The sequence below is a fragment of the Scytonema hankhaensis NUACC26 genome, from assembly GCF_045865695.1.
GTDB lineage: Bacteria > Cyanobacteriota > Cyanobacteriia > Cyanobacteriales > Nostocaceae > Scytonema.
In genome coordinates, this window is the sequence record NZ_BAACAP010000231.1 from 14,079 (window position 1) to 40,059 (window position 25,981).

At 43.0% G+C, this 25,981-nt stretch carries 18 protein-coding genes; 6 read left to right on the forward strand and 12 right to left on the reverse strand.

The features are described 5' to 3' along the window. The first annotated feature begins 30 nt into the window (after positions 1–30). On the forward strand, positions 31–1,149 hold the full coding sequence (locus ACKTT2_RS35225; protein WP_407895559.1) for a hypothetical protein: 1,119 nt from the start codon (positions 31–33) through the stop codon (positions 1,147–1,149). Positions 1,150–1,272: 123 nt separating this feature from the next. Here the strand turns inward: ACKTT2_RS35225 and ACKTT2_RS35230 are convergent, their stop codons facing one another. Then, positions 1,273–5,658, reverse strand: a complete 4,386-nt coding sequence (locus ACKTT2_RS35230) for an ATP-binding protein (RefSeq protein WP_407895561.1) — start codon at positions 5,656–5,658, stop codon at positions 1,273–1,275. 342 nt (positions 5,659–6,000) lie between these two features. Between ACKTT2_RS35230 and ACKTT2_RS35235 the strand changes: the two genes are divergently transcribed. Beyond that, positions 6,001–6,921 (forward strand): ABC transporter permease, encoded by a 921-nt coding sequence (locus tag ACKTT2_RS35235; protein WP_407895563.1) that lies wholly within the window; start codon positions 6,001–6,003, stop codon positions 6,919–6,921. A gap of 218 nt (positions 6,922–7,139) precedes the next feature. Here the strand turns inward: ACKTT2_RS35235 and ACKTT2_RS35240 are convergent, their stop codons facing one another. Then, complete coding sequence (locus ACKTT2_RS35240; protein WP_407895565.1) at positions 7,140–7,637, reverse strand: superoxide dismutase family protein; 498 nt, start codon at positions 7,635–7,637, stop codon at positions 7,140–7,142. 472 nt (positions 7,638–8,109) lie between these two features. Between ACKTT2_RS35240 and ACKTT2_RS35245 the strand changes: the two genes are divergently transcribed. Continuing rightward, on the forward strand, positions 8,110–9,228 hold the full coding sequence (locus ACKTT2_RS35245) for an HlyD family secretion protein (protein WP_407895567.1): 1,119 nt from the start codon (positions 8,110–8,112) through the stop codon (positions 9,226–9,228). Between the two features lie 207 nt (positions 9,229–9,435). After that, the gene (locus tag ACKTT2_RS35250; protein ID WP_407895569.1) at positions 9,436–11,010 is read left to right on the forward strand and encodes a diguanylate cyclase domain-containing protein; all 1,575 of its coding nucleotides are present in this window, start codon (positions 9,436–9,438) and stop codon (positions 11,008–11,010) included. 173 nt (positions 11,011–11,183) lie between these two features. Here ACKTT2_RS35250 and rnc read toward each other — a convergent pair whose 3' ends face one another. The 9 genes from rnc to hemC all read right to left on the reverse strand — a co-directional run bounded on the left by rnc (position 11,184) and on the right by hemC (position 21,278). Next, the gene (gene rnc, locus ACKTT2_RS35255) at positions 11,184–11,873 is read right to left on the reverse strand and encodes a ribonuclease III (RefSeq protein ID WP_407895571.1); all 690 of its coding nucleotides are present in this window, start codon (positions 11,871–11,873) and stop codon (positions 11,184–11,186) included. A gap of 544 nt (positions 11,874–12,417) precedes the next feature. After that, entirely contained in the window at positions 12,418–12,609 is a 192-nt protein-coding gene (locus tag ACKTT2_RS35260) for a YqaE/Pmp3 family membrane protein (protein ID WP_155752942.1), read from the reverse strand. A 142-nt stretch (positions 12,610–12,751) separates the two neighbouring features. Beyond that, on the reverse strand, positions 12,752–13,147 hold the full coding sequence (locus ACKTT2_RS35265) for a phage holin family protein (RefSeq protein WP_407895574.1): 396 nt from the start codon (positions 13,145–13,147) through the stop codon (positions 12,752–12,754). Positions 13,148–13,573: 426 nt separating this feature from the next. Further along, the gene (locus ACKTT2_RS35270) at positions 13,574–15,289 is read right to left on the reverse strand and encodes an alpha/beta hydrolase (RefSeq protein WP_407895576.1); all 1,716 of its coding nucleotides are present in this window, start codon (positions 15,287–15,289) and stop codon (positions 13,574–13,576) included. Positions 15,290–15,327: 38 nt separating this feature from the next. Then, positions 15,328–15,822: a hypothetical protein gene (locus tag ACKTT2_RS35275; protein WP_407895578.1), complete on the reverse strand. Its 495-nt coding sequence runs from the start codon at positions 15,820–15,822 to the stop codon at positions 15,328–15,330. Between the two features lie 203 nt (positions 15,823–16,025). After that, positions 16,026–16,751, reverse strand: a complete 726-nt coding sequence (locus ACKTT2_RS35280; protein ID WP_407895580.1) for an SH3 domain-containing protein — start codon at positions 16,749–16,751, stop codon at positions 16,026–16,028. 468 nt (positions 16,752–17,219) lie between these two features. Next, positions 17,220–18,272, reverse strand: a complete 1,053-nt coding sequence (locus tag ACKTT2_RS35285; protein ID WP_407895582.1) for a M23 family metallopeptidase — start codon at positions 18,270–18,272, stop codon at positions 17,220–17,222. Between the two features lie 454 nt (positions 18,273–18,726). Beyond that, on the reverse strand, positions 18,727–20,157 hold the full coding sequence (gene glgA, locus ACKTT2_RS35290) for a glycogen synthase GlgA (RefSeq protein ID WP_407895584.1): 1,431 nt from the start codon (positions 20,155–20,157) through the stop codon (positions 18,727–18,729). Between the two features lie 149 nt (positions 20,158–20,306). Further along, positions 20,307–21,278: a hydroxymethylbilane synthase gene (gene hemC, locus ACKTT2_RS35295; RefSeq protein ID WP_407895586.1), complete on the reverse strand. Its 972-nt coding sequence runs from the start codon at positions 21,276–21,278 to the stop codon at positions 20,307–20,309. Between the two features lie 729 nt (positions 21,279–22,007). On the opposite strand from hemC, the gene ACKTT2_RS35300 reads away from it, so the two are divergent. Further along, positions 22,008–22,280, forward strand: coding sequence for a hypothetical protein (locus ACKTT2_RS35300; RefSeq protein WP_407895588.1), 273 nt, complete (start codon positions 22,008–22,010; stop codon positions 22,278–22,280). Between the two features lie 90 nt (positions 22,281–22,370). Here the strand turns inward: ACKTT2_RS35300 and dusB are convergent, their stop codons facing one another. Continuing rightward, complete coding sequence (gene dusB / locus ACKTT2_RS35305; protein WP_407895590.1) at positions 22,371–23,426, reverse strand: tRNA dihydrouridine synthase DusB; 1,056 nt, start codon at positions 23,424–23,426, stop codon at positions 22,371–22,373. A gap of 536 nt (positions 23,427–23,962) precedes the next feature. Here dusB and dnaK point away from each other — a divergent pair. After that, the gene (gene dnaK, locus ACKTT2_RS35310; RefSeq protein ID WP_407895593.1) at positions 23,963–25,879 is read left to right on the forward strand and encodes a molecular chaperone DnaK; all 1,917 of its coding nucleotides are present in this window, start codon (positions 23,963–23,965) and stop codon (positions 25,877–25,879) included. The last annotated feature ends 102 nt before the right edge of the window (positions 25,880–25,981 follow it).

Consider the following 25,981-nt stretch of genomic DNA (forward strand, 5'->3'; position numbering starts at 1 on the left):
AAATTTGGCTGGCATCAAAAGAAACGCCGATTGCATTTACTCCAGTCACAGCTATCGCATTTAAAGTCAACTCAACCAAAGTATGAGTTACCAGATATTGCCAACAGCTTTGTGTTGGTTGGCAGCAAGAACGAGTCATCAGGCAATCAACTAGCGCAATTCGATTACATTGAAAAGACGGATAGCTTTGTGCTTTCTATCCGCACTCCCTATGTGCTAGAAGAAAGACTAGGTGGCAATTACATTCGCATTGACTCATTGAACTTCAAGCATGGCTTGCACGAAATCGTTGAATCCATCTCAGAGCGTTGTTACAAGGTAAAAACCAAAGATGGATCTGAGAAATGGGCAATTGGCTGTATTGCTGTCACAATTCGGTTTTACTGGAAAGATGATTGTTGGTACGTTGCTGCTAGTACAGATGTCAACCTACCAGAAATTACGTCTGAATATTTGTCTGGCTATGTTGGAGTTGACTTAAACGCCGATTCTGTTGGCTGGGCAATGTGCGATGCCCAAGGCAATTTACTCGAATATGGCGACTACAAGTTGGATTTGCACTCCAAAACTTCCAACCAAAGAGAAGCAATTCTCTGCGATGCAGCCAATTTTGTCGCATTGAAAGCAAAGCAATACAACTTCCCCATTGCATCAGAACAGCTAGACTTCTCTGCGAAAAAGAAACAACTTAAGGAAAAGGGCAAGAAATACGCTCAAATGCTATCAACATTAGCTTATTCGCAATGGAATGAATCTCTAGATCGTGCGTGTCAAAAGCATGGCATTTATCACAAGAAAGTCAATCCCGCTTATAGTAGCTTGGTTGGGTTGACAAAATTTATGTCCATGTATGGCATGAATTCTGCTTCTGCTGCTGCTTTCGTCATTGCACGTCGTGGCAGAAGATTCTCTGAACGTCTTCCTAAAAACCATCACCTACTCCCTTACTCGTCCGCCTACGCCAATCAGGTGAAGCACGTTTGGTCGCATTGGAGTCGGGTGTCTCGGAGCGTCTTAGGCACTCCCAGACACAAATATTTTACATCCCGCTTTAACAGAGCGCGAAAGGTCACGCCTTTTTGTCAACTGACTTGCTCGCTCCGGTCAGTATGGATATCTGGGCAATCCAATTCAATTGGAGCTTTTTGAGGTTGGTGCAATTCCAACGGGGAACGATACAGTCACCGTTGCTGTATCTAGGTCTAGAAAGCCTTAGGCGCGTAGTCAATCTACGTGTACTCAGATTTCTCTAGATTTTAATTAGCGGTATTATCAGAGGTATAGACTGTGATTGACTCCACTTGACTCCACGATTCCGTTATCTAGTAGCACGACAATAAAAGTTGCGCCCTGCCCAATACCTGGGCTTTTGGCGTGGATAGTTCCGCCGTGGAGTTCTACTAAGCTACGGGCGATCGCTAGTCCTAACCCTAGTCCTTTTTTTACACCGTCTGCTTGCCGGAAAGTATCAAAAATATACGGTAGAAAATCGCCATCTATTCCACAGCCAGTATCAGTTATTCTAATCTCAGCTTGATGTTCATGAGAAAGCAGACTAACTTCAATTCTTCCCCCTAGAGGAGTAAATTTGACAGCATTAGTCAGTAAATTTAAGACAATTTGTTGTAACCGCTCTGGATCGCCTTGAACTATCCTAGGTAATGGATCGAGCAGACAATCTAGGCAAATGTCTTTGCTTTCCAGGGATTGACGGACTGTGGCGATCGCCCCATCGATGACTTGTTGCAACTCGACTGGTTGGAGATTCAGGTGAATTTTACCCGCAGCAATCCGCGAGATATCGAGCAAATCTTGGACAAGTTTGGCTTGCAGAGTAGCATTGCGTTCAATCGTTTCCAAGGCTTTCATCAGCATGGCTTGACTGGACGGGCTGCTACGGAGTAAGCGCGTCCAACCGAGAATGGCAACTAGGGGGATATTCAGTTCGTGAGAAACTGTTGATAGTATCTCATCTTTTCTGCGGTTAATTATTCTTTCAGAGCGCAGTGCAACCGATCGCAGGTGTGCCATTTGCAGGTAAGTATTGACACGAGTGACAAGTTCGGTAGCAGAAAATGGTTTAATTAGGTAATCATCAGCCCCAGCAAGGAGTCCTTCAATGACAGATTCAACTCCTGCACGGGCAGAAAGCAGAACGATCGGTACTTCTTTTGTCCGTGGATCGGTACGCAATGCTTTCAGTAAGTCAAAGCCGTCTAATTCTGGCATCATCACATCAGTTAGAACCAAATCTGGCACGCGCTCATTAACCGCCGCCAGTGCAGCTGCCCCATCAGCAACCGCTATCACCTCATGGTGTTCGCTTAATATCCGCGTGAGGTAACCGCGCATATCGGCGTTGTCATCGACGATGAGGACACGGGGTACTGGGGATTGGGTACTGGGGATTGGGGATTGGGCATTGGTTACTTCCGTTGTCTCCTTATCCCTAGTCCCTAGTCCCCATTGCCCCTTATCCCCAGAGGGGACCCCGAGTTCCCCAGTCCCTCCTTCTGGTATCCAGCGCTCTGCTTCTTGAACATAAGGGGCTGCACCGAGTGCCGTTGATGCTAGGGTGCGTGTGGCTTGAATGCGATCGCGTAGCGTCTGGGTAGGAGACGCTACGCAATCGCTTGGCAGGTGGGCTGTACCTAGTGGAATTGTAACACTGAAGCAGCTACCCACTCCTACAGTGCTAGTTACGTCTACAGTTCCACCATGCAGTTTAATTAATTCCCGAACCAAAGCAAGACCAATACCAGAGCCTTCATGAGTTCTGGCTTTTGCTCCTCGTACTTGGTAAAATCGCTCAAACAGATGGGGCAATTGTTCCAACTCAATCCCTGTACCTGTATCTTCTACTTGTAGCATTACACGATCGTCATCAGCAAGACGCAGTCTGATGGCGATTTCGCCTTCTAAAGTGAACTTAAAGGCGTTGGAGAGCAAGTTGAGAACAATTTTCTCCCACATTTCCTGGTCTACGTATACAGGCTCACGCATCGGTGGACAATCTACCACTAGCCGCAGCCCAGCCCGTTCGATGGCGGAACGAAACACAGACGCTAACTCAGTGGTGAACGTTGCCAAGTCGGTCGGTTCATAAACTGCTTCCATGCGTCCGGCTTCGATGCGGGAGAAGTCGAGTAGGGTATTGACCAGTTTCAGTAGACGTAAACCATTGCGATGCGCTAGTTCCAATCGTTCCCGTTGCTCCTGAGGCAGGGGATGAGTGCGTTCGCGTTCGCGAAGCGTGTGCCCTGCACATAGCGACTCCGTTCGCGCTAGCGTCTCCGAAGGAGAAGGAGTATCGCTCAAGGCATCTTGCAGGGGCGCAAGTAATAGTGTCAGTGGCGTGCGGAACTCGTGAGAAACGTTGCTGAAAAAAGCGGTTTTGGCACGATCTAACTGGGCTAGTGCCTCAGCGCGTTGGCGTTCTTCTTCGCGGGCAGTCTGTTCCTGGATCAGTTGAATCCGATTGGCTTCTGCCTGCTTGCGATCGGTTACGTCTTGCGCCACGCCGACATACTGAACGGGACGACCTTGCCCGTCGAAAAATGTCTGACCGCGTACCGATACCCAACGCTCTATTTTATCCTCAATGCCGACGGTGCGAAACTCGGCTGCAAAAATGCCGTCGCCGTTTGGGTCAATGGCTTTCGCTACTTGCCGCTCAACATACTCGCGGTCTTGGGGGTGAATTCCGGCATTATAAATTTCATAATTGATTTGGGCATCGGCGGGCAAACCCCACATCGCTTTGAGTCTCGCGTCCCACTTGAGTTCGTTGGTCAGCGGATTCCATTCGTAAGGCGACAGTTGCGCTACGGCGATCGCGCTTTGCAGTTTCCGCTCGCTCTCGCGCAGTGTTGCTTCTGCTTTTTTGTGCTCGGTGACATCTTGAGCCGTCCCAATAATCTGGGTCACAGTGCCGTCTGCGGCTCGCTCAAACACGGCATCTCGGCAGCGAAGCCAGCGATACTCTCCCGTTGCGTGTCTCATGCGAAGTTCGTGGTCGTACACCTCCCGATCGTCCAGATCCCGAAACCGCTGGTTGCCTTCAATCACCCCCGGAATATCATCTGGATGAATCAGGCTCCCAATCAGCGACGATCCGAGGGTGGCGATTTGCGCTTGGGAGTAGCCCAATACTTGCTGAATGCCCGCATTAACATAAGTGTTGCGTTCCTCGATCAGATCGAACACGTATACGAGATCGGGGGTGGTTGCAGCAATTTTCTCTAACTGGCGGCGAGAGTGGGCTAGTGCTGCCTCGGCTTGCTTACGATCGGTGATGTCGAGATTAACGCCAGACATTCGCACTGGCTTACCCGTCGCATCGCGAATCAGTTGGGCGACGGCTTCAATCCATCGAACTGAGCCGTTTGGTTGAATGATGCGAAATTCACCACGGTAATCGATTTCGTTGGAGGCGAGAAATTGAGCGATGCTTTCCTTAACACGCTGCTGGTCTTCCGGGTGCTGACTTGACTCCCAAATCTCGTCGCCCGTTTTGTCAGGCTGCGACTCATAGCCGTAAAGTGTCCACATCGTTTCCGACCAGTAAGTTTTTCCGCTGGCGGCATCCCAATCCCAAACGCCGACATTGCCCGCTTTTTGGGCGGTCTGAAGCCTCTCTTCCGACACGCGCAAGGCGACTTCTGCCTGTTTGCGATCGCTAATGTCATAAGAAACGGCAAGCACAGCATATACTTTGCCGTTTGGCAACCTTAGCGGCGTTCCGCACGTGATGAAGGAGCGATCGTGTGCGTCGTGTTCATACTCAAACGCTTCGCCAGCAAGCCCCTGACGGTACCACTGCTCGTAATGCGCCGTTAATTCTGGTGGCATCACCTCGAAAATTGTATGCCCCACCAAATCTTCGCTTTTGAATCCGGCGGCGGACAATGCTTCTCCTTCGGCGAGTTGGTAACGGAGATTGCGATCGACAACAAACACAGCCCCACCCGGCAGGTTCTCAATTAAAGCCCGCGAAAGTTCTTCGGATTCGCGCAAAGCAATCTCCGCGAGCTTGCGATCGCCAACCTCCACTTCAAGTTGAGCATTCTTTGTCAATAATTCCTGGGTCTGTCGCTGCATCAATTGCAGGGCTGCGGCTGTAAAGTCTGCCAGACTCGTCATCACCCGCACATCTTCACCGTCAAAGTGCCGATGCTCATTGTGGGAGAGAATCCAAATCGTGCCGAGGGTGTGGCTCTCTGCCTGCAGCGGTAGCACCAATACTTCAACCACAGGTATCTCAGCGACCTGGAAGTCGGTGAAATAGCGATCGGGATAGGCGAAAAGCACAGGGGTGCCCCGCTCCAAACAAACCCCACAGGAGCTGGAGTTGCGAGAGGTCGTGTTGCCGACCAAGGAAGCCAAAGCTCCAGATATTACAGACCAGCGAAATACCTCTTCCCCAGCCTCGGTTGTCTGTGGCAAGCTGAGGACTGCACTTCCTGCCTGACATAGCTCTACCGCCAGATCCACTAGAGTTTGCAGCAGCGTTTCTGGATCGCGTGCCATCTGCCGTGCTAGGGGTTGCATTGCCATAGCTTGAGCCTGCCAGTTGGGCGGACGGGGCGAACGCCGCGACAATTCCTCCGTAATTAGAATGTCGTTCAGGGTGACGGTTTCTCTTTGAGGTCGTTGCATGGCATCTATTGCTCTCACGCAGGTATCACAATTGTGTTGAGCCAGGTTGATTAATGGTGAGACCAGTCCTTGTAGAGACAAAAGAAATAACGACTAACCACTAATACCAATCTCTATATTAAAGCAACAGATTGAGATCCCCCCTAGCCCCCCTTAAAAAGGGGGGAAAGTACTTCAAGTCCCCCGATGGATTGGGGAGCCACTGCGAAGAACGCGGGTTAAGCGACTTGTTCGCGGAGCGTCTCCGCGCTTGAGATAGCAAGTGGCGTGGATAATGGGGGATCGTGTGTAGCAATCATTTGGATAATTGGTATAACTATTAACAACTAACCACAAACAATAATGATTAACTTCTTTTCCGATTATTTAGTGTCTAGCCTGCGCCTTTCAGTACCTCTTGCATTTGCGGCGTTGGGGGGGATGTTTTCAGAAAGGTCGGGAGTCTTGAATATTGCGTTGGAAGGAATGTTGCTAATTGGTGCTTTTACGAGTGCTGCGACAACTTTTTACACTGGTAATGTCTGGATTGGTATCATTGCTGCAATTGTTGTTGGAGGATTGACAGGATTGCTGCATGCTTTTTTATCTGTAACTTTACAGGTGAATCAGTTAGTCTCTGGACTAGCCATCAATCTTGTTGCTTCTGGATTAACTTCATTTCTGTCTCGATTGGTCTTTGGTGGTGCAAATGCCCAAAGTATTGTAGGGCTTAACCCAATAAGCGTTCCTCTTCTTGCAGAGATTCCAGTTATTGGTACTCTGCTTTTTCGACAAGATGTTTTGGTCTATCTACTATTTGTTTTAGTTTTTATTAGTACGTATATATTGTTTCACACTAGCTACGGTTTAACCTTACGAGCTGTTGGTGAATACCCTAGTGCTGCTGATACATCTGGAATTTCAGTACAACGGATACGTTACTTAGCTGTCGTAACGAGCGGTTGTTTGACTGGGTTAGGAGGCGCTTATTTAAGTTTAGTGCAAGTCAAATACTTTGCTGAAGGAATGAGTGCGGGCAAAGGTTTTATTGCCATTGCAGCACTTATCTTTGGTCGATGGCATCCTGTAGGAACGGCTTTAGCTTGTTTATTATTCGGCGCAACGGAAGCTTTACAACTGCGAATTCAAGCATTAGGTGCAAACCTTCCTTATCAATTTTTAATTATGCTGCCTTATGCGATCGCACTTTTTGCCCTGATGGGACGAAAGAACAAATCTACGCCTCCTGCGGCTTTGGGCATGCCTTATTTGAAACGAAGTTAAATTTTCCAATCACCTCTTGACTATTTTGGATTGAGAAATCCAACATAGGACTCCTATTTGATTTAGGAAATACAAGTAGGTAGGGCTATGCCGCACAAAAGCTTTATTTGTGCGGCATAGCTACTGTCATTAAATTTTTCACAAATCAGGTTGGATTGCTATATCTGTCACAATTGTTTTTTCTCATTGATATAACTTTCATGCAGATTGCTTGATGTTTAAGTATTATATGTTATCACTCCACAGGCTATCCGTCCTCCACCTGCTTGTGACGCCTCTCCTTGGGCTATTTGTAAATCCTGAAATTGGTGAATAATAATTGCACTACCATTGTCGTCAAATACACTCACTGGGCTTTCACGTAAAGTGACGCGACTGGTTACTACATTATATTTTGCATAACCGTCTTCACTTACTATTAGGTTTGGCAAATCACCTAAATGGTATGGATGGTTAGCTTCCACAGGTACTTCGGAACCAAATGGACCGGGGTCAAAGTGTCCGCCACTAGTGGTGAACGCAGGTTGGGCATTAGGATCGCACGTACCTGCAGAATGAATATGAAGCCCGTGTAAACCGGGAGTCAGTATAGCCGGATCTCCTTGGATCTCACCTTTAATTTGTACAGATCCATCTTTTCGCTCTATGAAAAATAAAGTACCAGTGATGTCTTTACCTTCAATATAAGTTTGTGCTGTTGGCAAACTTTGCGCCATACTCGGTTCTACTACTATTAGTTTGCCAATGATTATTATGCTAAGAGTCAGTCCGAGGAGAAATAAAGATTTGATCGGCGGCAATTTGAACTTCATGATTTTTTGTGGTGGTAGTAAATTATTTGAGTGGGTTGAAGTCAGCAAAGGGCTGAATTTAACCTATATTGGGGTTTATTTGGACGCTAACATAAACCCTATTCTTTTAGATAGTACCCCGTGTAGGTACATTCTCATTTGACATAATTTTGGAAGATAGATTGCATTGTCTACATACTGGAGTGGAATTTTAGACCGGAAAGGGAGTACAACTCAGAACAAAAGGGAATTGGTATTTTTGGAACAACTGAAGTACTGAGTGCGTCCTGAGAGCGGATAACAATCGCTCAATCTCGGATTTCTGAGAGCTAGACGATTGTTAGTACTTATACATCTATTTAAAAAACTGCTATCGTTGCATAGTTGAAGGTTGCTAATGGAAAGCTTAAATTCTTCACAACAAACCCAGCAAGTTACAGGACTAGACGAACAAGGAACTCTAGTGTCGCAGCAAGACGCGATCGCTACCAATTCCACTCAGACAACAATTCATCACAAAAAATCCTCTGTAAATCTACTCCCTAAAGTGACAATTGGCTTGTTGTTAGGTACGGGAGCCATTGCTTCTGGAGTATACGGGTATCGCTCGTGGCAGTTTGCTCAAAAATATCAAGTCACTGACAATGCTTTTATCTCTGCAAATATTCAACCCGTTACATCGCGTCTATCGGGAATTGTCACCGAAATTGCTATAAATGATAATCAAATGGTATCCCCTGGCTCGGTGTTGGTGAAACTCGATCCCCGTGACTATGAAGTTTCTTTGTCCCAAGCAAAAGCGTCTCTAGAGTTAGCCAAACAACAAGCAGCACAAGTACGGGAAAATATGAAAGCTGTGGCAATTACCACAGTTAGCATACCAGAACCAGTGACAACAAAACCTACAAAAAAAGAAACACGGGTTGGTAAATCAACCAATAAGAACAAACAAGTCAAACAAAGCGATCGCACGCAGAAAGTTTCGTCACTAGCAAACGCTGCTCGACAGAAAGAAATTGACGACCAAAAGTACAAAACAGCACTCGCTGCGATCGCACAAAAAGAAGCTGATTTGAAAAAAGCACAACTTGAGTTATCTTATACTAAAATTACTGCCCTTTTGCCTGGAAAAATAGGTAATAAAAACGTCCAAGTAGGACAGCAGGTGCAACCAGGGCAAACTCTCATTACGGTTGTACAACCCAATCCTTGGATTGTAGCTAATTTTAAGGAAACACAGTTAGAAAAAATCCAACCCGGTCAAAAAGTGGATATCAAGATGACAGCTTTTCCCAGTCACAAGTTTCATGGCACAGTGGAAAGTATGTCTCCCACATCTTTTGGTAGATTTACTCCTTTGCCACAAGAAGGTAATACACCATCATCTACAAAAAATGTGGATGAGCAAAGAATACCTGTCAAGATAGTGTTTGAACCAGAGAGCATTCGCGGTTTTGAATCGCGGTTATCGCCTGGAATGTCAGCAACTGTCACAGTTGACCTTAAAAGTAAGTAAGCAATAGTAAAAAATTACGCTAAAGGTTCTAAGTGTTATCTAAATTCTTACCAATGACGAATGACGATCTTAACTACCTAATTTTAATTGTGATGACCAACTAATTAGGTGTTTTTGCCATAAATACTTAAGGTGTTTTTTAAGAACGATGTTAAGATCGTTCAACCTTAACTATTTCTTAAGACTAACACCTTTGCTCTAACTCAAATGTTCATTCAAAACCAGGAGTTTGATAATAACTATAAAGAGGCAAACCGGGCTATTCAGGAGGGTTTAGAAGCCCTAATTGATCGTGTAGATTTATTAATTGTTGATGACAATATTGATAACCTTGCTCTACTCTCCGAAATTCTCAAGCAACAAGGATATAATGTCAGAAAAGCAATAAGTGGTGAAGTCGCGTTAAAAGCAATTTTCTTAGAACCACCCGATCTCATTTTGCTGGATATTAAAATGCCAGGGCTAGATGGGTATGCTGTTTGCGAGCAGTTAAAAGCATCTCCTCAAACTCGTGAAGTTCCCATTATCTTTTTAAGTGCTTCAGATGAAGCTGTAGACAAAGTTAGAGCTTTTGAGGTTGGAGGTGAGGACTACATTACCAAACCATTCCTAGCTGAAGAAGTTTCGATCCGAATTCGCTATCAACTTAAGATTCAACAGCAACAGCAACAACTCAAAGAACACAATCGGAGGCTGCAAAAGGAAATTCAAGAGCGAAGACAAGCTGAAGCAGCAACTCAACTGTTATTAACCACGATTCATGCGGTTCATCAAGCATCTGATTTCAAAAATGCGTTGTCCATCCTTTTATGTAACGTGCGTCAAGCTATTGATTGGGACTACGGAGAGGGTTGGATTTTAGGTGACGATACTATGACCTTAAAACTGAGTCAAACGTGTTACGATCCAATGCATGATGTTTCACTCAATCAATTCCATCAGGCAAGATTAGACATAAATTTTACTGACCGTGTTGGATTGCTTGGACGAGTTTGGGCAACTCAGCAATCGGAGTGGATTGAAGATGTTTCGCAACAGCAAGCGCCTATTTTTCTGCGGACTGAAGCAGCAATTCGTGCTAAATTGAAAGCGGCTTTTGGTGTCCCGATAGTGTTGCGGGAGCAAGTGCTTGCGGTTTTGGTTTTTTTCAAGCGATCGCCTTTAGCTTACGATCCAAAGTTAATGCAATTGGTAAATGCTGTTGCTATCGAGTTAGCTGAATTTATACAGCGAAAGCAAACAGAAGAAGCTTTGATACGTAGCAACCGGGAACTACAGCGTTTGGCTACCTTAGATGGGTTAACACAAGTCAACAACCGTCGCTGTTTTAATGAAGCACTCGAACGGGAATGGCAAAGGCTACAACGCCGGCAAGCTTCTTTATCTCTGATTCTCTGCGATATCGATTATTTCAAGTTGTATAACGATTACTACGGGCATGTAGCAGGGGATAGTTGTCTTAAAGAGGTCGCTAATGCGATCGCCACTACGTGCAAACGTCCGGGGGATTTAGTTGCTCGTTATGGCGGGGAAGAATTTGCTGTACTGCTACCAGATACCGATGTAGAGGGAGCTATTTGTATAGCACAACAGATTCGACAGCAAGTTACCAAACTCGCTATTCCTCATGCTGCGTCTCAAGCAAGCAATTATGTGACACTTAGTATGGGGATTGCTAGTTTAATTCCTACATTTGAGTTTGTGCAGGAAAAGCTTATCGTTACCGCCGATCGAGCACTTTACAAAGCAAAGGCACAAGGACGCAATACCTATGGCGTATAATCTTTAATTTAATAATTCGCACTTGTGAGTTGATTAATTGCACGTTTATATATCGGTTTTCAATTGGGTGCAATACATAAAAAATTTATGGAACCGCGCCCTCGACGCAGACGAACGCAGATCGATCTATACTTCATTCAAGTGAAAACTGCTATAATATACTCTGACCTAGCTTAAGTATTATTCTCCGAGCGTTCTTTGACTCGAGCTAGCGCATCCTCAGCTGCCGCCTTTTCAGCATTTTTTTTGCTACGTCCCATACCTTCTCCATACACGCGATCGTTTACAAGTACTTTTGCTGTAAATACAGGAGCGTGTGGAGTACCTCCTGCTTGAACTGTAATATATTTGGGAGGTGTTAGAGTCACGTTACGCTGTACCCATTCTTGAAACTTGTTCTTTGAATCTACACTAGAACGAGATTCAACAATTTTCTCTGGTACGGAATCAAACAGCGGTTCTACAATTTTACGAACAGCATCTGCATCTGAATCATTATCTAAATAATAGGCAGCTATGACAGCTTCAAAAGTACTGCTTAGTAAATTAGGATTTTGGTAACCACCTTCTAGAATAGCTCCTTTACCCAGCCTCATCCTCAGATCTAAACCAACTTCCATAGCAAACTTTGCTAGTTGCTTTTCATCCACAAGTGCGGAACGGCGGCGAGTGAGTTCGTCTTCTTCCTTGTCGGGATGACGGCGATGGAGATACTCAGCACTTAAAAAAGTCAACAAAGCATCGCCCAAAAATTCTAGGCGTTCGTTGTGTTCTCCTGCATCTGGATTTTCATGGACATAAGAACGGTGAGTAAGGGCATGGCGAAAGAGTTTTTCATTTCGGAATTTCAACAGTTTGTGCATTAGTAGCAGTTTTATTTGAATTATGCAAATTTTAACTAAGAAAAGCACAAAAAATGAAGAGGGATGGACGAGGATATCCATCCCACAATATGCGATCTATTAACTTGAAAATTGTTGTAACTGTAGCAATCTTCAATTATTTGTGAAAAGTTAAATCCCCGACTTCTTAAAGAAGTCGGGGATCTGGATTTTAAGTACATATTGGTAGAAACAAGGTTACCTTTAGTAAAGGATAATAAAGCCTTTAATGTAGAATTTTTAACTTTTACCTCAATATTTCCACTTTTTTGTACTATAGCAATCCTAAATCATTCGCGAGCATTTGAAATTATTATGACCCCCCTGCTAATGCTATCCCCCCTTGGTAGGGGACAGCGTTAGCAGGGGGGTGAATTTTCTTACAACTCATTTAAGATTGCTATACTCCCTTTGGGCTCTAAAATTACAAATCTTTGTAGGTAGGGATATACCACACAATAGAGAATGGTGGGCGGTACCCACCATACATATTTAGGTAATTGTAAGAGGAAGGGAGTAATTGCTATTAATATATTTCTCCCTCTCTATTCAGTTTCTCTTCGTATTTAGCAATAACCCAGATTGCGTGAATACTACCGGGAAGCCATCCCAAAAGAGTCAATAAAACATTGATCAACAGAGTTGGACCAATTCCAACAGTGAGAAAAACACCTAAAGGAGGTACTAACAAACCAAGAAGAAAACGAACTAGTTTCATAGGATTCTTGCTTCTTATTTAAACTCTTTTACTTACATTTTCTTGAAACTACCGAGTAAATAAATCCGTCACATGGGCTATCTTACATTCGGTATTCTGTAGAGACTAAATTTTAAACGTCTCTACAAAGAGATAGGGAGATTTAGCTGGATGGCAATTCAGCTTTAGCTTTATCTTCACCACTCTTCAAAGACAGATTTTTTTCAACAAAGTAATTGTTAATAAAGGTATTAGCAAAAGAAAGAACCACGGGTCCTAAAAGAAAAGCAATAATTCCATGAACGCTAAACCCTGGAACCACAAAGGCAGCTAAAGCAAAACAGATGCCGTTAACAACGAGTGAAAACGCGCCCAAGGTTACAAAGTTAAGAGGAAGAGAAAGAGTTGATAGAACTGGCTTAACGGAACCGTTGATTAAACCAATAGCTACAGCTGCAATCATAGCAGATGGAAAATTAGCAATATTAACACCAGGAACAATTAAATCAACAATCAGTAGACTCAAAGCTGTAGCAAGTGCAGTTAGAAATAATCCCATAATCACTTGTACCCAAAAACTAAATTTTTAATGTTCTACTACGATCTTTAATCGCTACGTTATGCTTCAACATCTCTAGTAAGGCAGATTTGGCTTATACCGTTTGGATGGGCTTTAATACAATTTAGGAGTAGAAATTTTAGAGAAATGTTAAGATTTTGTAAGCACTGTCATATCAGTATTTTAGCAGTACATCTTCAAGGATGTTTGTAAAGTCTTAATTCATACAGCCTTGGCGATTGGAAATCGCGGCTACACAGACAAAACCTGCCTCGCAGGTTAGCAAATCCTTAATTTTGTGTTAGTCCGCGTAGGTGGACTTTCTTTGTATAGTAGCGAATTATATTCGCCCAGGACTTTTAAAACATCCTCTTACAAAGTTGCGCTCGCGAAGCGCAAGCTGAAAGAGCGCTTATCGCACCATTGCTAATTATTGATTTGAGTCCGTTGATAAAGATGTGGTGCAAGAATAACTTGAATCTGTTTGTTTTGACACTCTTGAGAGAAAGCATAGATTTGCCCTTCCTGACGATCTTGTATTGCCAAAGAATTTAGAAATCCCTGAAATCCTAAAAAGGCTAGTTTGTAAATAGCTTGCTGACTAAACTGACCCTGAAAGTAACCAGTGTGGGTATCAACACCACCAGAAGCGTCATTCTTACTAGTTTTACGAGTAAATGAAAATGTTAGAGAAACATAATCCCAAAAGTTCATAGCTGATTTTTGTATAGCTAAACTAACAATTCCCGTATTCTTACTCTTATCATCTTTGTAATCCGTACAATCAAAGTAAGTGAATAAGTCAGCAGGTTGTAACTCAGTTTCAGAAAACTTTCTCATTTCTTCAAGTTTTCTATGTTCTCTGTTAGAAGAACGAATTTCTAAATGTTTGTATGGACGCTCAAATGTATAACTATCAGTATTATCTTTTCGAGCTAGATTAACAATTCCATATTTAGGAACACGACCAATTTTATCATTTTTGTCAGTGAAATGACTTACTGTTATATTACCAAGCCTATAACCACTGATACGGGCTTTAGCCGGAAAACTAAAGTAATTTGCGGCTGTAGAGGTAATTCTTAAAGGTAGATCGCCTTCATTACAAAAGATATAAGTCTCCTGAAAGCGACGCAAGGAAGAACGTAAAAAATTAGCTCGTCCTGGTAAAATAGTTTCTACAGGAATATCAGGTGCAACTAAAACAAGTTGTCCCAAGTAAAATACGTTGCCAATGTTTGATGAAGGTACTTTATTGATAGATTGAACGTCAAAAACATCAGAAAGAGTACGAATGGCATTAGTAACTACAAAGCACCCCATGCTATGACCAATGAATGACAGTTTAATTCGTTTGTCCTTAACTTCCTTATGTATAGTAAAGTCAAGCTGTCTGAACAACTCTACTAAATCTAGAACTCCATAATGACTCGCTCTATAAACATCACGAAAATAAGCACTAATTCTCAAAAGAATAAGTGTCAAAATAACAGAAAACGCCATTCCAAACGAAACTAATAAAGCTGTTAGGAAATGAACAAAAATAGACGACAATGGATGGAAAAACAATAAAATTAGTGTATTTATTATGCTAATTAATAGTCCAGTACTTAAGATACCTGCTAGTAAAATTGGCAAAGCATTAAATGCATAACCGAGCTTTTGTTTAAAAGTACCTGACTGGTCTTTTTTAAAGGGATTTTCTGATGGCCATCTATATCCTATAAACAGATATTTATTTTTCTGTTTAAGATTCCTATTGACATAATCAGAAATTTTCTGACATCCCTTCTCTGTATCAGAAGGTGTAGAACTATATCCATGAATATTTATAACAATTTCTGGTTCTTCACTTTCTATTAAATATTTAGCAATCTTTTCAAGCATTGCTTTAGTTGAAGTTTCATCTTGTTCTGTTTTTGGAATAAAAAATTGTGAATTAATAGGTTTTGTTAAATTTTTTGTATCATTGACCTCTTGTTCGACATTAAGCGTTGCAGTACTGACAACTAAATAACCTGGTACTGTTGCTGTTTTATTTTCTTCAAACTCATAAATTCTGTACTGTTGAGCATCTAGAAGACTAGCATGAGTATAAGAATTCATAAAACTTGCACCCCTTAATATTTCAAAGTTATCCAACTAAGTGAGGTCACTGGTCATTGGTCATTAGTCACTGGTCACTGAAATACTTTAGAAAGTCGGAAGCGATCGCTGCGAATTTTACGACCACTTTGCCAAACTTCTACTCCATCAGGATTGACAATATAGGAGTAGCTACCGTTATTTGCGCGATATTTTGATTTACCTACAACTTTAGCTGGTAGTTTTACGGGTTTCTTCGGGTCTTTTTTCGATTTCCCTACATACAAAATTTGATTATTTTCCTTGTAAACTTTGACAATAAAGTGCGCTGTCTCGCCTTCAAGGATCGTAATAATACTGTACTTGTTTTTAGCTTTTAAAGTCGTAGCAGGTTTCTTTTGCGATCGCGAATTCTGTTGTCTCCCAGAGTATGGTGAGACAAAATCAATAGTAAACGCCGTGTGAGGACTTTTAAGAGAACCTTGTGATGTTTGTGATAAAACGTAATTACCCGTACCAAACAGAGTGACAGAGGTTATAAATGCTATCAACCCATAACTATACGTTTGCGAACCTGTCACTTTTTGCATAAATTTCCTCCCCCTAACAAAGATGGTTTAAAACATCCGCAATCGATTATTCCTACAGTGTTTTAACAACAACATCAGGATGGCTAGAGTATAATATGTAGCAACATAAAAATACCCTGCCTCTTCACAATACATATAAGACAGGGTGTTTTACAATTCCTTAATTCAGTTGAGAGGGATTTTTAAATGACATCGAGATGGGATTAATATCCACTGTTATATCTGCTGTAACCGTTGTAGTGGCTACGACCGCCCCTGTAGTAGTAGCCGTTGTTATAGTTTCGACCACCTCTATAGTAGTAGCTGTCTCGGTATGGTCTTCTGTAAACGTAGACATTGCGGTATACAGGACGATATACTACGCGATCGTATCCATATCTTCCACCGTAACCGTAGTGAGCTCTTCTAGAGTAGTGTCTTCCACCGTAACCGTAGTGAGCTCTTCTATAGTATCTTCCACCGCTACCGTAGCAGTAGCAGTTTCTGCCATATCTACCACCAACACCATAGCCCGATCTATATCCGTAACCAGGTGTTGTGCTAATCCATCTGGAAGAAACCCAATTACCAGTGCTTAATTGAACAAATCCGTACCTGGATCTTATAGGTGACGCAAGTGCTGCACCATTTCTGACACTACTAATTACAGGATAGTCATAACCGGGACCAGAGCGAACGTTGAGGTTACCACCATTGGTGTTTGCATAGTACTGGTAACCAGATCCATAGTAAGCAGCTGAAGCTGGCTGAACTTGACCTATAATTGCAAACAATGTACCGATGGTACCCAAGCTAGCAATAGTTAACCAAGTAGATTTGAACTGTCTGTTCCAACGGAATTGGAATTGAAATTCAGGAAGATCGTATTCAGCATCTTCTGTTGCCTCTGCATAGGCACTATCCAGCAGAGAATAAGCAAGATATTCCACAAAAATCTCCTTCTTCAAAAAGTATGCTAGATGTAGAGATTTGCCTTGCCTGTTTCCGTGTTCATTCTGAGTATTTCTGAAACTACTCAAGTAATATTATACGGCTTAATGTAGGATTTTTTACTTAGAAATTGAAAAAAGTTGTTAATATTTATTACAAAACTCGAAAGCATCTCAATTAGCTTATCGATCGCAAAAATATTTATACTATGTGATTTAGATCGCTGACAAATTGATAGAAGGGAGTCGCAATGAAAAAATTTCACTGCCAAGTATGAAAAAGCTAAAGTAGGTAAGGCTATACCTTACAACATTGAATGTGCGGCACAGCCCTACCTACGTTCTATTTTCAAGTCAGAGGGTAGAAGATGCAAAATTTTGTTATGCAAGCTGTTCATTGATGCTTAGTAGTTTATTTATTTACTCTATGTCCCCCGTGTCCCTTATATCCTCGTCCCAATTTTTTCTTCAACCTCCGGAAACATTTTGTCTGTCAAATCTGTCAGAACGGATAGGATAGGGGTTGCCATTCTGCCATACTTCTACTGTTTGAGGGGTGACACGATACCAATAACTGCCATTATTGGCTTGATAGATTTGTTTGCCAATACGCTCAGCTGGTATTTTAATAGGACTACTTGGGTCTTCTTTCTTCTGTCCAATGTAGTAAAACTTTCCGTCCTCGTAACACACCTTGACATGAATGCTGCCTGTTTCTCCTTCAAGCATTGTTTTGCCACTGCATTCAGCATTTGTGGGTTCGGGAAGTTCGCCATCAAAACTATCAGCAGGATACACTGGTCTAGGAGAATCTTCTAGTCCCGGCATTGACTGTGAAGGCGAGACGTGCTGCCGTCTTCCCATTAGTGATGACATTTCATAAGTAGCGCGATCGCGTCTTGAACCATAATAAGGAGAAGCGTTTGCTATGGTTTGTGTTGGTATTCTTCCGTCAACTAAAGATGGTAAAAAAGCTATGGGATTAGTAGCAAGACGACCGTTAGGATAAACTTCAAAATGCAGGTGAGGTCCGGAACTATTACCCGTAGATCCCATCTTAGCAATCATCTGACCTTGTTTGACTTTTTGTCCAGTGCGGACTAAAACTTTTTGATTGTGACCGTAAACTGTGATGCGACCATCAGGATGTCGAATGTTAACTGCATTGCCAAGTCCCGTGTCCTCCCAGCCCGCGTGTATCACCACACCGTCAGCAGCTGCAAAAATAGGAGTTCCAAATGGTCCGGCGATATCAATGCCTTCATGGTATCGTTTGCGAAAACCTTGAGAAATAACTCCTTGGGCAGGCCAAATCAATCCAGAAGAAACAGCGTTTGGAGAGACAGCACGTGGAGGCAGAGAATTAGGAGGAACGGAATTAAGAGGCACAGAGTTTTCTCGAACTCCGAACTCTTGAATTTCCTCTGTAAGAACGCGATTATTTGTGCCTAGCAGAACCGTAAAGGATAAGAGTCCAACTAAGCCATAACTACAAACACGAGACACAGTTATTTTTTTCATTAGCTTCCACCCGGAGGAAAAATAGTTCAGAGTGTGTTTTGAGAATTGCTGTTACAGTGTTACGACAACAACGTTAACTTAGTCATCTGAAAAAATTTGTAAGTCCGTTGTTATCTTAAGATTGGCTACCACTATAGGTTTATGGAGAAGGAAGATCTTGCCAAAATACCAAGTGGAAAAATTTAGTTTTCTCACTCAATGACAGGTAACAGAATGCACTTTGATATTGTTCCCAAGTGGAACCATTATGTTTATAGAAAATTTAATTTAGGGCAAAATTTCCTTCCTATTTTCCGACCTCAAACGTCAGGAAAGCCTATGTATACTGGGTTTTATCGTTAACTGCAATACATTGATAATGGTCTTGTGGAACGGGCGTCTCGCCTGTTCTATACGGGCAAGATGCCCGTTCCACAAGAACTGTGTTTCAGAAGCCTCCTTCACTAGTCATTGGTCACTGATGACTGGTCACTGGTAATTGGTAACTGGTCACTGATTCGTCTTCCTCCTCTGGTAATCCATACATTGACCTATATAAATTCACGTACTGTTTGGCAGAGCGATACCAACTAAAATCTTCCTTCATGCCACGTTGCTGAAGTGCTTTCCATTGAGGTTTGTAGCGATAACCCTCCCATGCTCGGATTAAACAGGTGAACAGATCCAATGGTTCGTAGCGGTCAAAACAATAACCAGTCCCTGATTCTGTCGTCGGATCGTGGTGAGACACGGTATCAACGAGTCCTCCTGTGCGGCGGACAATTGGTACGCACCCGTAACGTAAAGACATTAATTGGCTGATACCACAAGGTTCAAATCGGCTTGGCATGAGGAAAGCGTCACTGCCTGCGTAGATGCGACGAGCTAATGCATCATTATATAGTATGTAAGTTGCCATTCGTCCGGGATACCGAGATGCCATTTGCCATAATTGGCTTTCATAGTATCTGTCCCCCGTACCTAAAACTACAATCTGCGAATCAGTGTACGCAAGAAAGCGATCGAGAATTTGCAGTACCAAGTCAATGCCTTTTTGCTCTACTAAACGAGTCACCATTCCTAGCAAAAAAGCACTAGAGTTAACTTCTAAACCCACTTCTTCCTGCAAAGCTACTTTGTTAGCTCGACGCTTTTCTATAGTATCGGGTGTAAAAGGCTGAGCAATATATTTATCATTTTCAGGGTCGTAAACTTCAGTATCTATACCGTTAAGAATCCCTGATAATTTTCCACTAATAAAAGACAGCAAACCTTCTAACTGTTCGCCATAAGCAGCTGTTTTAATTTGCTCGGCGTATGTTGGGGAAACAGTGGTAACTTTGTCTGCAAACTGCACTGCTGCTGCCATTGTGTTGTGTCCTTGCATATACCAAGGACACCAAGTAATTTTTTCTAAGTACCAGCGCCACGGACCTTGGTATGCCAGGTTATGTATAGTAAAAACTGTAGTGATATCTGGAGATTGGTGCATCCACACTGGTATCATACCTGTGTGCCAATCGTGACAGTGAAGAATTTCTGGCTTCCAATAGTTCCAGCAAAACTCAGCAGCACCATTCGCAAATAGTGTGAACCGCCAGGGTTCATCTTCCCCACCGTAAATTTTCCGAGGCCAAAATGCTGGATGTCCAAATAAATATAAAGGAATATCAGTACCAGGCAGAACGGTTTCGTACACCGCAAAGTCTTGGAACATGGCAAATCCCTTCCAAATTGGATCTTTGGAAACCTCTAACTTGTCTGAGATGTAGCCATAGTAGGGCAAAAATATTCGCACATCATGCCCCATTTTTTTAAGGATTTTAGGTAGTGCTCCAACAACATCACCCATTCCTCCAACTTTGGCAACGGGAGCTGCCTCAGCCGCAACAAATAGAATCCGCATGGTAATTTGTATTTCCCCGGCTCTGCCTAGATAAAACTCTATATGTAGGGTAAGAATGACTCACCGCAATCTTGCGAATGGGAAATACCTACCCTACTGCCGTACAACGGTAACTTCTTTTGATCTAATCACATTGCTAGTAGATTAAATTAAGAATTTCTTTGGATTTGAGCAAAGATTTCGTTGAGGATTTCTTGTGCTCCTTGTTCTCTCACTTTTTGTGCGAGTTCCGTTCCCAATTGTTCGGCGTCTTGAGTTTCTCCGGAAACCGTGTCTTTGACTAGTTTTTTCCCATCTACGCTGGCAACAATACCTGTGAGTATTAGAGTATTACCATTGATTTCTGTATTTACACCTATAGGAACTTGACAGCCACCTTCTAAATCGCGCAGGAAAGCCCGCTCTGCCAAACAGCGATCGCGTGTTTCAGGATGTTCGATCGCTTTGAGTAGCGATATCAGTTCGACATCATCAGCACGGCATTCAATCCCCAAAGCACCTTGTCCGACAGCATGAAGTGAGATTTCTTTAGGCAAAACTTGGTGAATGCGATCGCTCATTCCCAATCGTTCTAAGCCAGCAACAGCCAGAATTAGAGCATCGTACTCGCCCGCATCCAGTTTAGACATCCGAGTATTGAGATTTCCCCGTACATCTTTAAAACTGAGATGAGGAAAATGATATCGCAGTTGTGCCAATCTTCTTAAAGAAGAAGTCCCAATAACCGCGCCCTCTGGCAAAGTATCAATTTGTTTATCTTTGTGTTTTTCATGCACGACAAGAGCATCAGCTGGATTTTCACGTTCTGTAACTGTAGCCAGTGCCAAACCTTCTGGCAAACGTGTTGGCAAATCCTTGAGAGAGTGAACAGCAAAATCAATCTCCCGATCCAGCATTCCTAGTTCAAGTTCTTTAGTAAATAATCCCTTATCGCCAATTTTGGCTAGGGCAACATCCAGAATTTTGTCACCTTGGGTAGCCATAGTGTGAACTTCAAAAGAAATCTCAGGAAAACGTTTCTGGAGTTGTTCTTGTACCCAATGGGTTTGAACGAGTGCTAATTGGCTTTTACGAGAACCAATGCGAATTGTGCGTATAGAACTGGAAACAACGGATGTCATAAAAAAGTTTGTAAAGCCAGGAGATAAATTCACTTTATCTAGAGTACCGCAGTGAGTGACTCATCAGCCTTGCGATCTGTCGATTTTAGTGCTTGTTTTTTCTTTACATTTATTTACCAAATTTTTGTTAATTTTATCTAGCAAAATTGCCTTTTTCTCTTGTTTTTACTCTCGTGCTCGTACTCTGCATGGGAATGAAGTGGTCGCAGCCTAGGGTGTTGACTTTGAGGGTAAGAAATGGTAAGTCTTCATAGCAGAATATTATGTCTACTCCCACGAAATCAAGTAGGTGGGAAATGGAATTGAAACGGTATAAAGAAGCGATCGCCTTTCCCTTAAATCAATGCTATAAGGGGTCTGTTACTCCAAATTGAGTGATGACAATTTCTCTTTCCAGTCTCTCAAAGTCGAAGTCATAGCATTATACAACATTAGATTTAATCGTCATGATTATACTGTGCGCTGTATATTAACTCCGATCTAAATACAGATAGTGTAGAGACGCGAAATTTCGCGTCTCTACTAAAAATATCTGGAATTATCCTTATTCATCACGTAATCTTTAGTGCTATTTATATTGATAGATCGCTCTTCTGTTACTTTGCCCAAAGCAGCATTTCAAATTCACGTAAGCGTGGGCGAACACGCCCCTCTGCCCAGTACAATTGAAGCGATAGTTAAAATTCAGGCAGTGGCGGCAGTACTTAATTGTGAAGACAGGATGGGAAAATGTACGTTAACTACACAGTTCAAATTTGGAAAGAAGACTCGCAATTTGTAGCCCATGCCATGCCATTAGATGTTATGAGTTCAGGGCAGACACCTGAGGCGGCAAGAATTGCTTTAGACGAGGCAGTTCACCTTTTTCTAGTTACCGCTGCCTCTATGGGTACTTTAGAAGAAATTCTTCAAGAAACCGGCTACAAATTGCAGGATGGAAACTGGGTAAGCCCCGATTGGGTGGCGATTGAAAGGCACTCTGTGACAGTAGGTATCTCTTGATGCCGAAAATCACACCTATTTCCTGGCAGCTGAGGATTTTAATGACTCGCTTCCTGATGAATTTTGGATAGGAGAGTCGTGAGATTATTACTAGACCATTGCCAAATCAGATGCTGTTTCTTCCTCCAGTTCATAACCTTGAGTCAACAGTTCAATGGCATTGTTGATTAAATCTACACCTTGCTGAACGGAGTCAATGACACTCAACTGTCCGCGTAGATCGGCAGCACCAACAAAACCCTTAGCATACCAAGTCATGTGCTTGCGTGCTTGGCGTACACCTCTAATACCCTTGTACTCGTATAAAGCTTCCAAGTGCTCCCTAGCACATTCCAAACGCTGAATTGGAGTAGGCGGTGGTAAGCGTTCCCCAGTTTTGAGAAAGTAGTCAATTTCTCCCACCAAGAACGGATAACCTAAAGTTCCACGGGAACACATCACCCCATCAGCACCAGTTTGCTCTAAACACTTCAGTGCTGCTTCAACTGAAAAAATATCACCGTTAGCAATTACGGGAATTGAAAGTACATTTTTAACCCGTTCGATCCATTCCCAACGAGCATTGCCATTATAACCTTGAGCGCGAGTACGACCGTGTACCGTAATTAATTGCGCTCCCGCATCCTGCATCCGCTTGGCAAAATCAAGAATTGTAATTTCTTTGTCATTCCAACCAATACGTGTTTTTACTGTTACAGGTACGTTAACCGAATTGACCACCTCTCGAACAATTGCCTCAGCAACTTCTGGCTGACGCAGTAGAGAAGAACCACCACCATTTTTAGTAATTTTATTGACTGGGCAACCCATATTAATATCAACGGTATCAGCACCTTCTGCAACTGCTTTTACCGCCGCTTCTGCCAAAAAATCTGGGCGACAGTCAAACAACTGAATGCTGATTGGTCGTTCGTTGGGGTCTACTTCCATGATTTTGGGCAACTGCTTGACATAATGTAAGCCCGTAGCGTTTACCATCTCCGTATACATCATTGACTCAGGTGCATAACGACGCACGAGTCGCCGAAAAACCATATCAGTTACTCCAGATAAAGGCGACTGGAGGACTCGACTTTTGACCTCAACCGAACCAATTTTTAGAGGAGTCGAAAGTCTAGCTTTTAAACTAGGAGATAGCGTAACCATAATTGGGGACTAGGGACTGGGGACTAGGGATTGGGGACTGGGGATTGGGGACTGGGGACTGGGGACTGGGGACTAGGGATTGGGGACTAGGGACTAGGGATTGGGGATTGGGGACTAGAATTGCAAAATATATAGTAACAAATCAGATCTTAACTACCTTAGTTTCTCAATTTTAATCCTAATCCCCAATCGCCAATCGCCAATCCCCAATCCCCAAAGACGGCAAACACCACAAGAGGGATACGGTTCACCCTAATTGTTTTCAGTATTAATTCTCATACATTAGATGAGTGACGGAACGCCGATCGCCAATCACTGAGTGGTCATAACTAACCAGTATAGAGGTATAACCGCCCTAAAGAGTTCGGAAAACCACCCTTCATGGACTGGCTACATCGGCTCAGTATATATATCAGCAGTACGTCAAATCATAGGGAATTATTGCTGGACTGGCTGCTTTTAGCTCAGTTGGTTCAAGATTTAGTCCTTTATACTCTCTTTAAATTTCTTGTAGTTATACGGAGCCAGCACCTACAATGGCAAAAGTAGTTGGAATTGACTTAGGTACTACGAACTCTTGCGTAGCAGTTATGGAAGGTGGTAAACCTACAGTAATTGCGAATGCAGAAGGTTTTCGGACAACACCTTCAGTCGTAGCGTTTGCAAAAAATGGCGATCGCTTGGTTGGTCAAATTGCAAAGCGCCAATCAGTGATGAACCCTGAAAATACATTTTATTCAGTGAAGCGCTTTATTGGACGTAAATTTGACGAGATTACTCATGAAGCCACTGAAGTTTCATATAAAGTCTTACGTGATGGCAACGGCAACGTTAAATTAGATTGTCCCGTAGCCGGTAAGCAGTTTGCACCTGAAGAAATTTCAGCACAAGTTCTCCGCAAACTGGTAGAAGATGCCAGCAAATATATTGGTGAGACTGTAACTCAAGCTGTTATTACCGTTCCTGCATACTTCAACGACTCCCAGCGCCAAGCAACCAAAGATGCTGGTAAGATAGCCGGTATTGAAGTCCTACGGATTATCAACGAACCGACCGCTGCTTCTTTGGCTTATGGTTTTGATAAGAAGACCCAAGAAACTATTCTTGTCTTTGACTTGGGTGGTGGTACCTTCGACGTATCCATTCTCGAAGTGGGTGACGGTGTATTTGAAGTCTTAGCAACTTCAGGAGATACCCACCTTGGTGGTGACGACTTCGACAAGAAAATCGTTGACTATCTAGCAGAAGAATTCAGAAAGCAAGAAGGCATCGACTTACGTAAAGACAGACAAGCTTTGCAACGTTTGACTGAAGCTGCAGAAAAAGCAAAGATTGAACTTTCTAGCGTTACCCAGGCAGAAATTAACCTGCCCTTCATCACTGCTACCCAGGATGGACCAAAACACCTGGATATGACGCTGACTCGTACTCAGTTTGAAAAACTTTGTGCTGACTTAATTGACCGATGTCGCGTTCCTGTAGAAAACGCACTCCGCGATGCCAAGATCAACAAAAACGATATCAACGAAGTTGTATTAGTTGGTGGTTCTACACGTATTCCTGCAGTACAGCAGATCGTGAAGACTGTACTGGGTAAAGATCCCAACCAAAGCGTCAACCCTGATGAAGTGGTAGCTGTTGGTGCAGCAATTCAAGCAGGTGTGCTTGGTGGTGATGTTACTGGTATCTTGCTATTAGACGTAACACCACTCTCTCTAGGTGTTGAAACCTTGGGCGGTGTCATGACCAAGATTATTCCTCGCAACACTACCATTCCTACCAAGAAGTCGGAAGTTTTCTCCACTGCCGTGGATGGTCAAACCAACGTGGAAATCCACGTCCTTCAGGGCGAACGGGAAATGTCAAATGATAACAAGAGCTTGGGTACCTTCCGTCTTGATGGTATTCCTCCTGCACCACGTGGCGTACCCCAAATTGAAGTTATCTTTGATATTGACGCCAACGGTATTCTCAACGTGACCGCTAAGGACAAAGGTACTGGTAAGGAGCAATCTATTAGCATCACTGGTGCTTCTACCTTAGATAAGAATGAAGTCGAACGCATGGTCAACGAAGCTGAGAGAAATGCTTCTAGCGATAAAGAACGTCGCGAGAAAATTGACCGCAAGAACCAAGCTGATTCCTTGGCATACCAAGCTGAGAAGCAGTTAGAAGAATTAGGCGATAAAGTTCCTGCTGCTGACAAGACCAAAGTAGAAGGTTTGGTTAAAGACTTGCGCGAAGCCGTAGCTAAGGAAGACGACGAGCAAATTAAGAAGGTTATGCCCGAATTGCAACAAGCACTCTTTGCAGTTGGTAGCAATATCTATCAACAAGCAGGTGGCGGTGCTTCTGCAACTGGTGCTACTTCGGAACCCTCTGATGGCGGCGCTACCTCAGGTGGTGGCAGCGGTGATGATGTTATTGATGCTGATTTCACCGAGTCTAAGTAGGTTGGGTTGAGGAACGAAACCCAACATAATCGGTAATCTGTTGGGTTTCGCTGCCGCTTAACCCAACCTACGTATTGCCCTCCATATAATTAAGAATGCCCA

Excerpts from the sequence above, each read along its gene's own strand:
- ACKTT2_RS35300 (WP_407895588.1), top strand. The coding sequence starts at position 22,008 with ATGTACGTTAACTACACAGTTCAAATTTGGAAAGAAGACTCGCAATTT.
- ACKTT2_RS35230 (WP_407895561.1), bottom strand. The coding sequence starts at position 5,658 with ATGCAACGACCTCAAAGAGAAACCGTCACCCTGAACGACATTCTAATT.
- ACKTT2_RS35235 (WP_407895563.1), top strand. The coding sequence starts at position 6,001 with ATGATTAACTTCTTTTCCGATTATTTAGTGTCTAGCCTGCGCCTTTCA.
- hemC (WP_407895586.1), bottom strand. The coding sequence starts at position 21,278 with ATGACATCCGTTGTTTCCAGTTCTATACGCACAATTCGCATTGGTTCT.
- ACKTT2_RS35240 (WP_407895565.1), bottom strand. The coding sequence starts at position 7,637 with ATGGCGCAAAGTTTGCCAACAGCACAAACTTATATTGAAGGTAAAGAC.
- rnc (WP_407895571.1), bottom strand. The coding sequence starts at position 11,873 with ATGCACAAACTGTTGAAATTCCGAAATGAAAAACTCTTTCGCCATGCC.
- glgA (WP_407895584.1), bottom strand. The coding sequence starts at position 20,157 with ATGCGGATTCTATTTGTTGCGGCTGAGGCAGCTCCCGTTGCCAAAGTT.
- ACKTT2_RS35265 (WP_407895574.1), bottom strand. The coding sequence starts at position 13,147 with ATGGGATTATTTCTAACTGCACTTGCTACAGCTTTGAGTCTACTGATT.
- dusB (WP_407895590.1), bottom strand. The coding sequence starts at position 23,426 with ATGGTTACGCTATCTCCTAGTTTAAAAGCTAGACTTTCGACTCCTCTA.
- dnaK (WP_407895593.1), top strand. The coding sequence starts at position 23,963 with ATGGCAAAAGTAGTTGGAATTGACTTAGGTACTACGAACTCTTGCGTA.
- ACKTT2_RS35285 (WP_407895582.1), bottom strand. The coding sequence starts at position 18,272 with ATGAAAAAAATAACTGTGTCTCGTGTTTGTAGTTATGGCTTAGTTGGA.
- ACKTT2_RS35245 (WP_407895567.1), top strand. The coding sequence starts at position 8,110 with ATGGAAAGCTTAAATTCTTCACAACAAACCCAGCAAGTTACAGGACTA.
- ACKTT2_RS35250 (WP_407895569.1), top strand. The coding sequence starts at position 9,436 with ATGTTCATTCAAAACCAGGAGTTTGATAATAACTATAAAGAGGCAAAC.
- ACKTT2_RS35260 (WP_155752942.1), bottom strand. The coding sequence starts at position 12,609 with ATGAAACTAGTTCGTTTTCTTCTTGGTTTGTTAGTACCTCCTTTAGGT.
- ACKTT2_RS35275 (WP_407895578.1), bottom strand. The coding sequence starts at position 15,822 with ATGCAAAAAGTGACAGGTTCGCAAACGTATAGTTATGGGTTGATAGCA.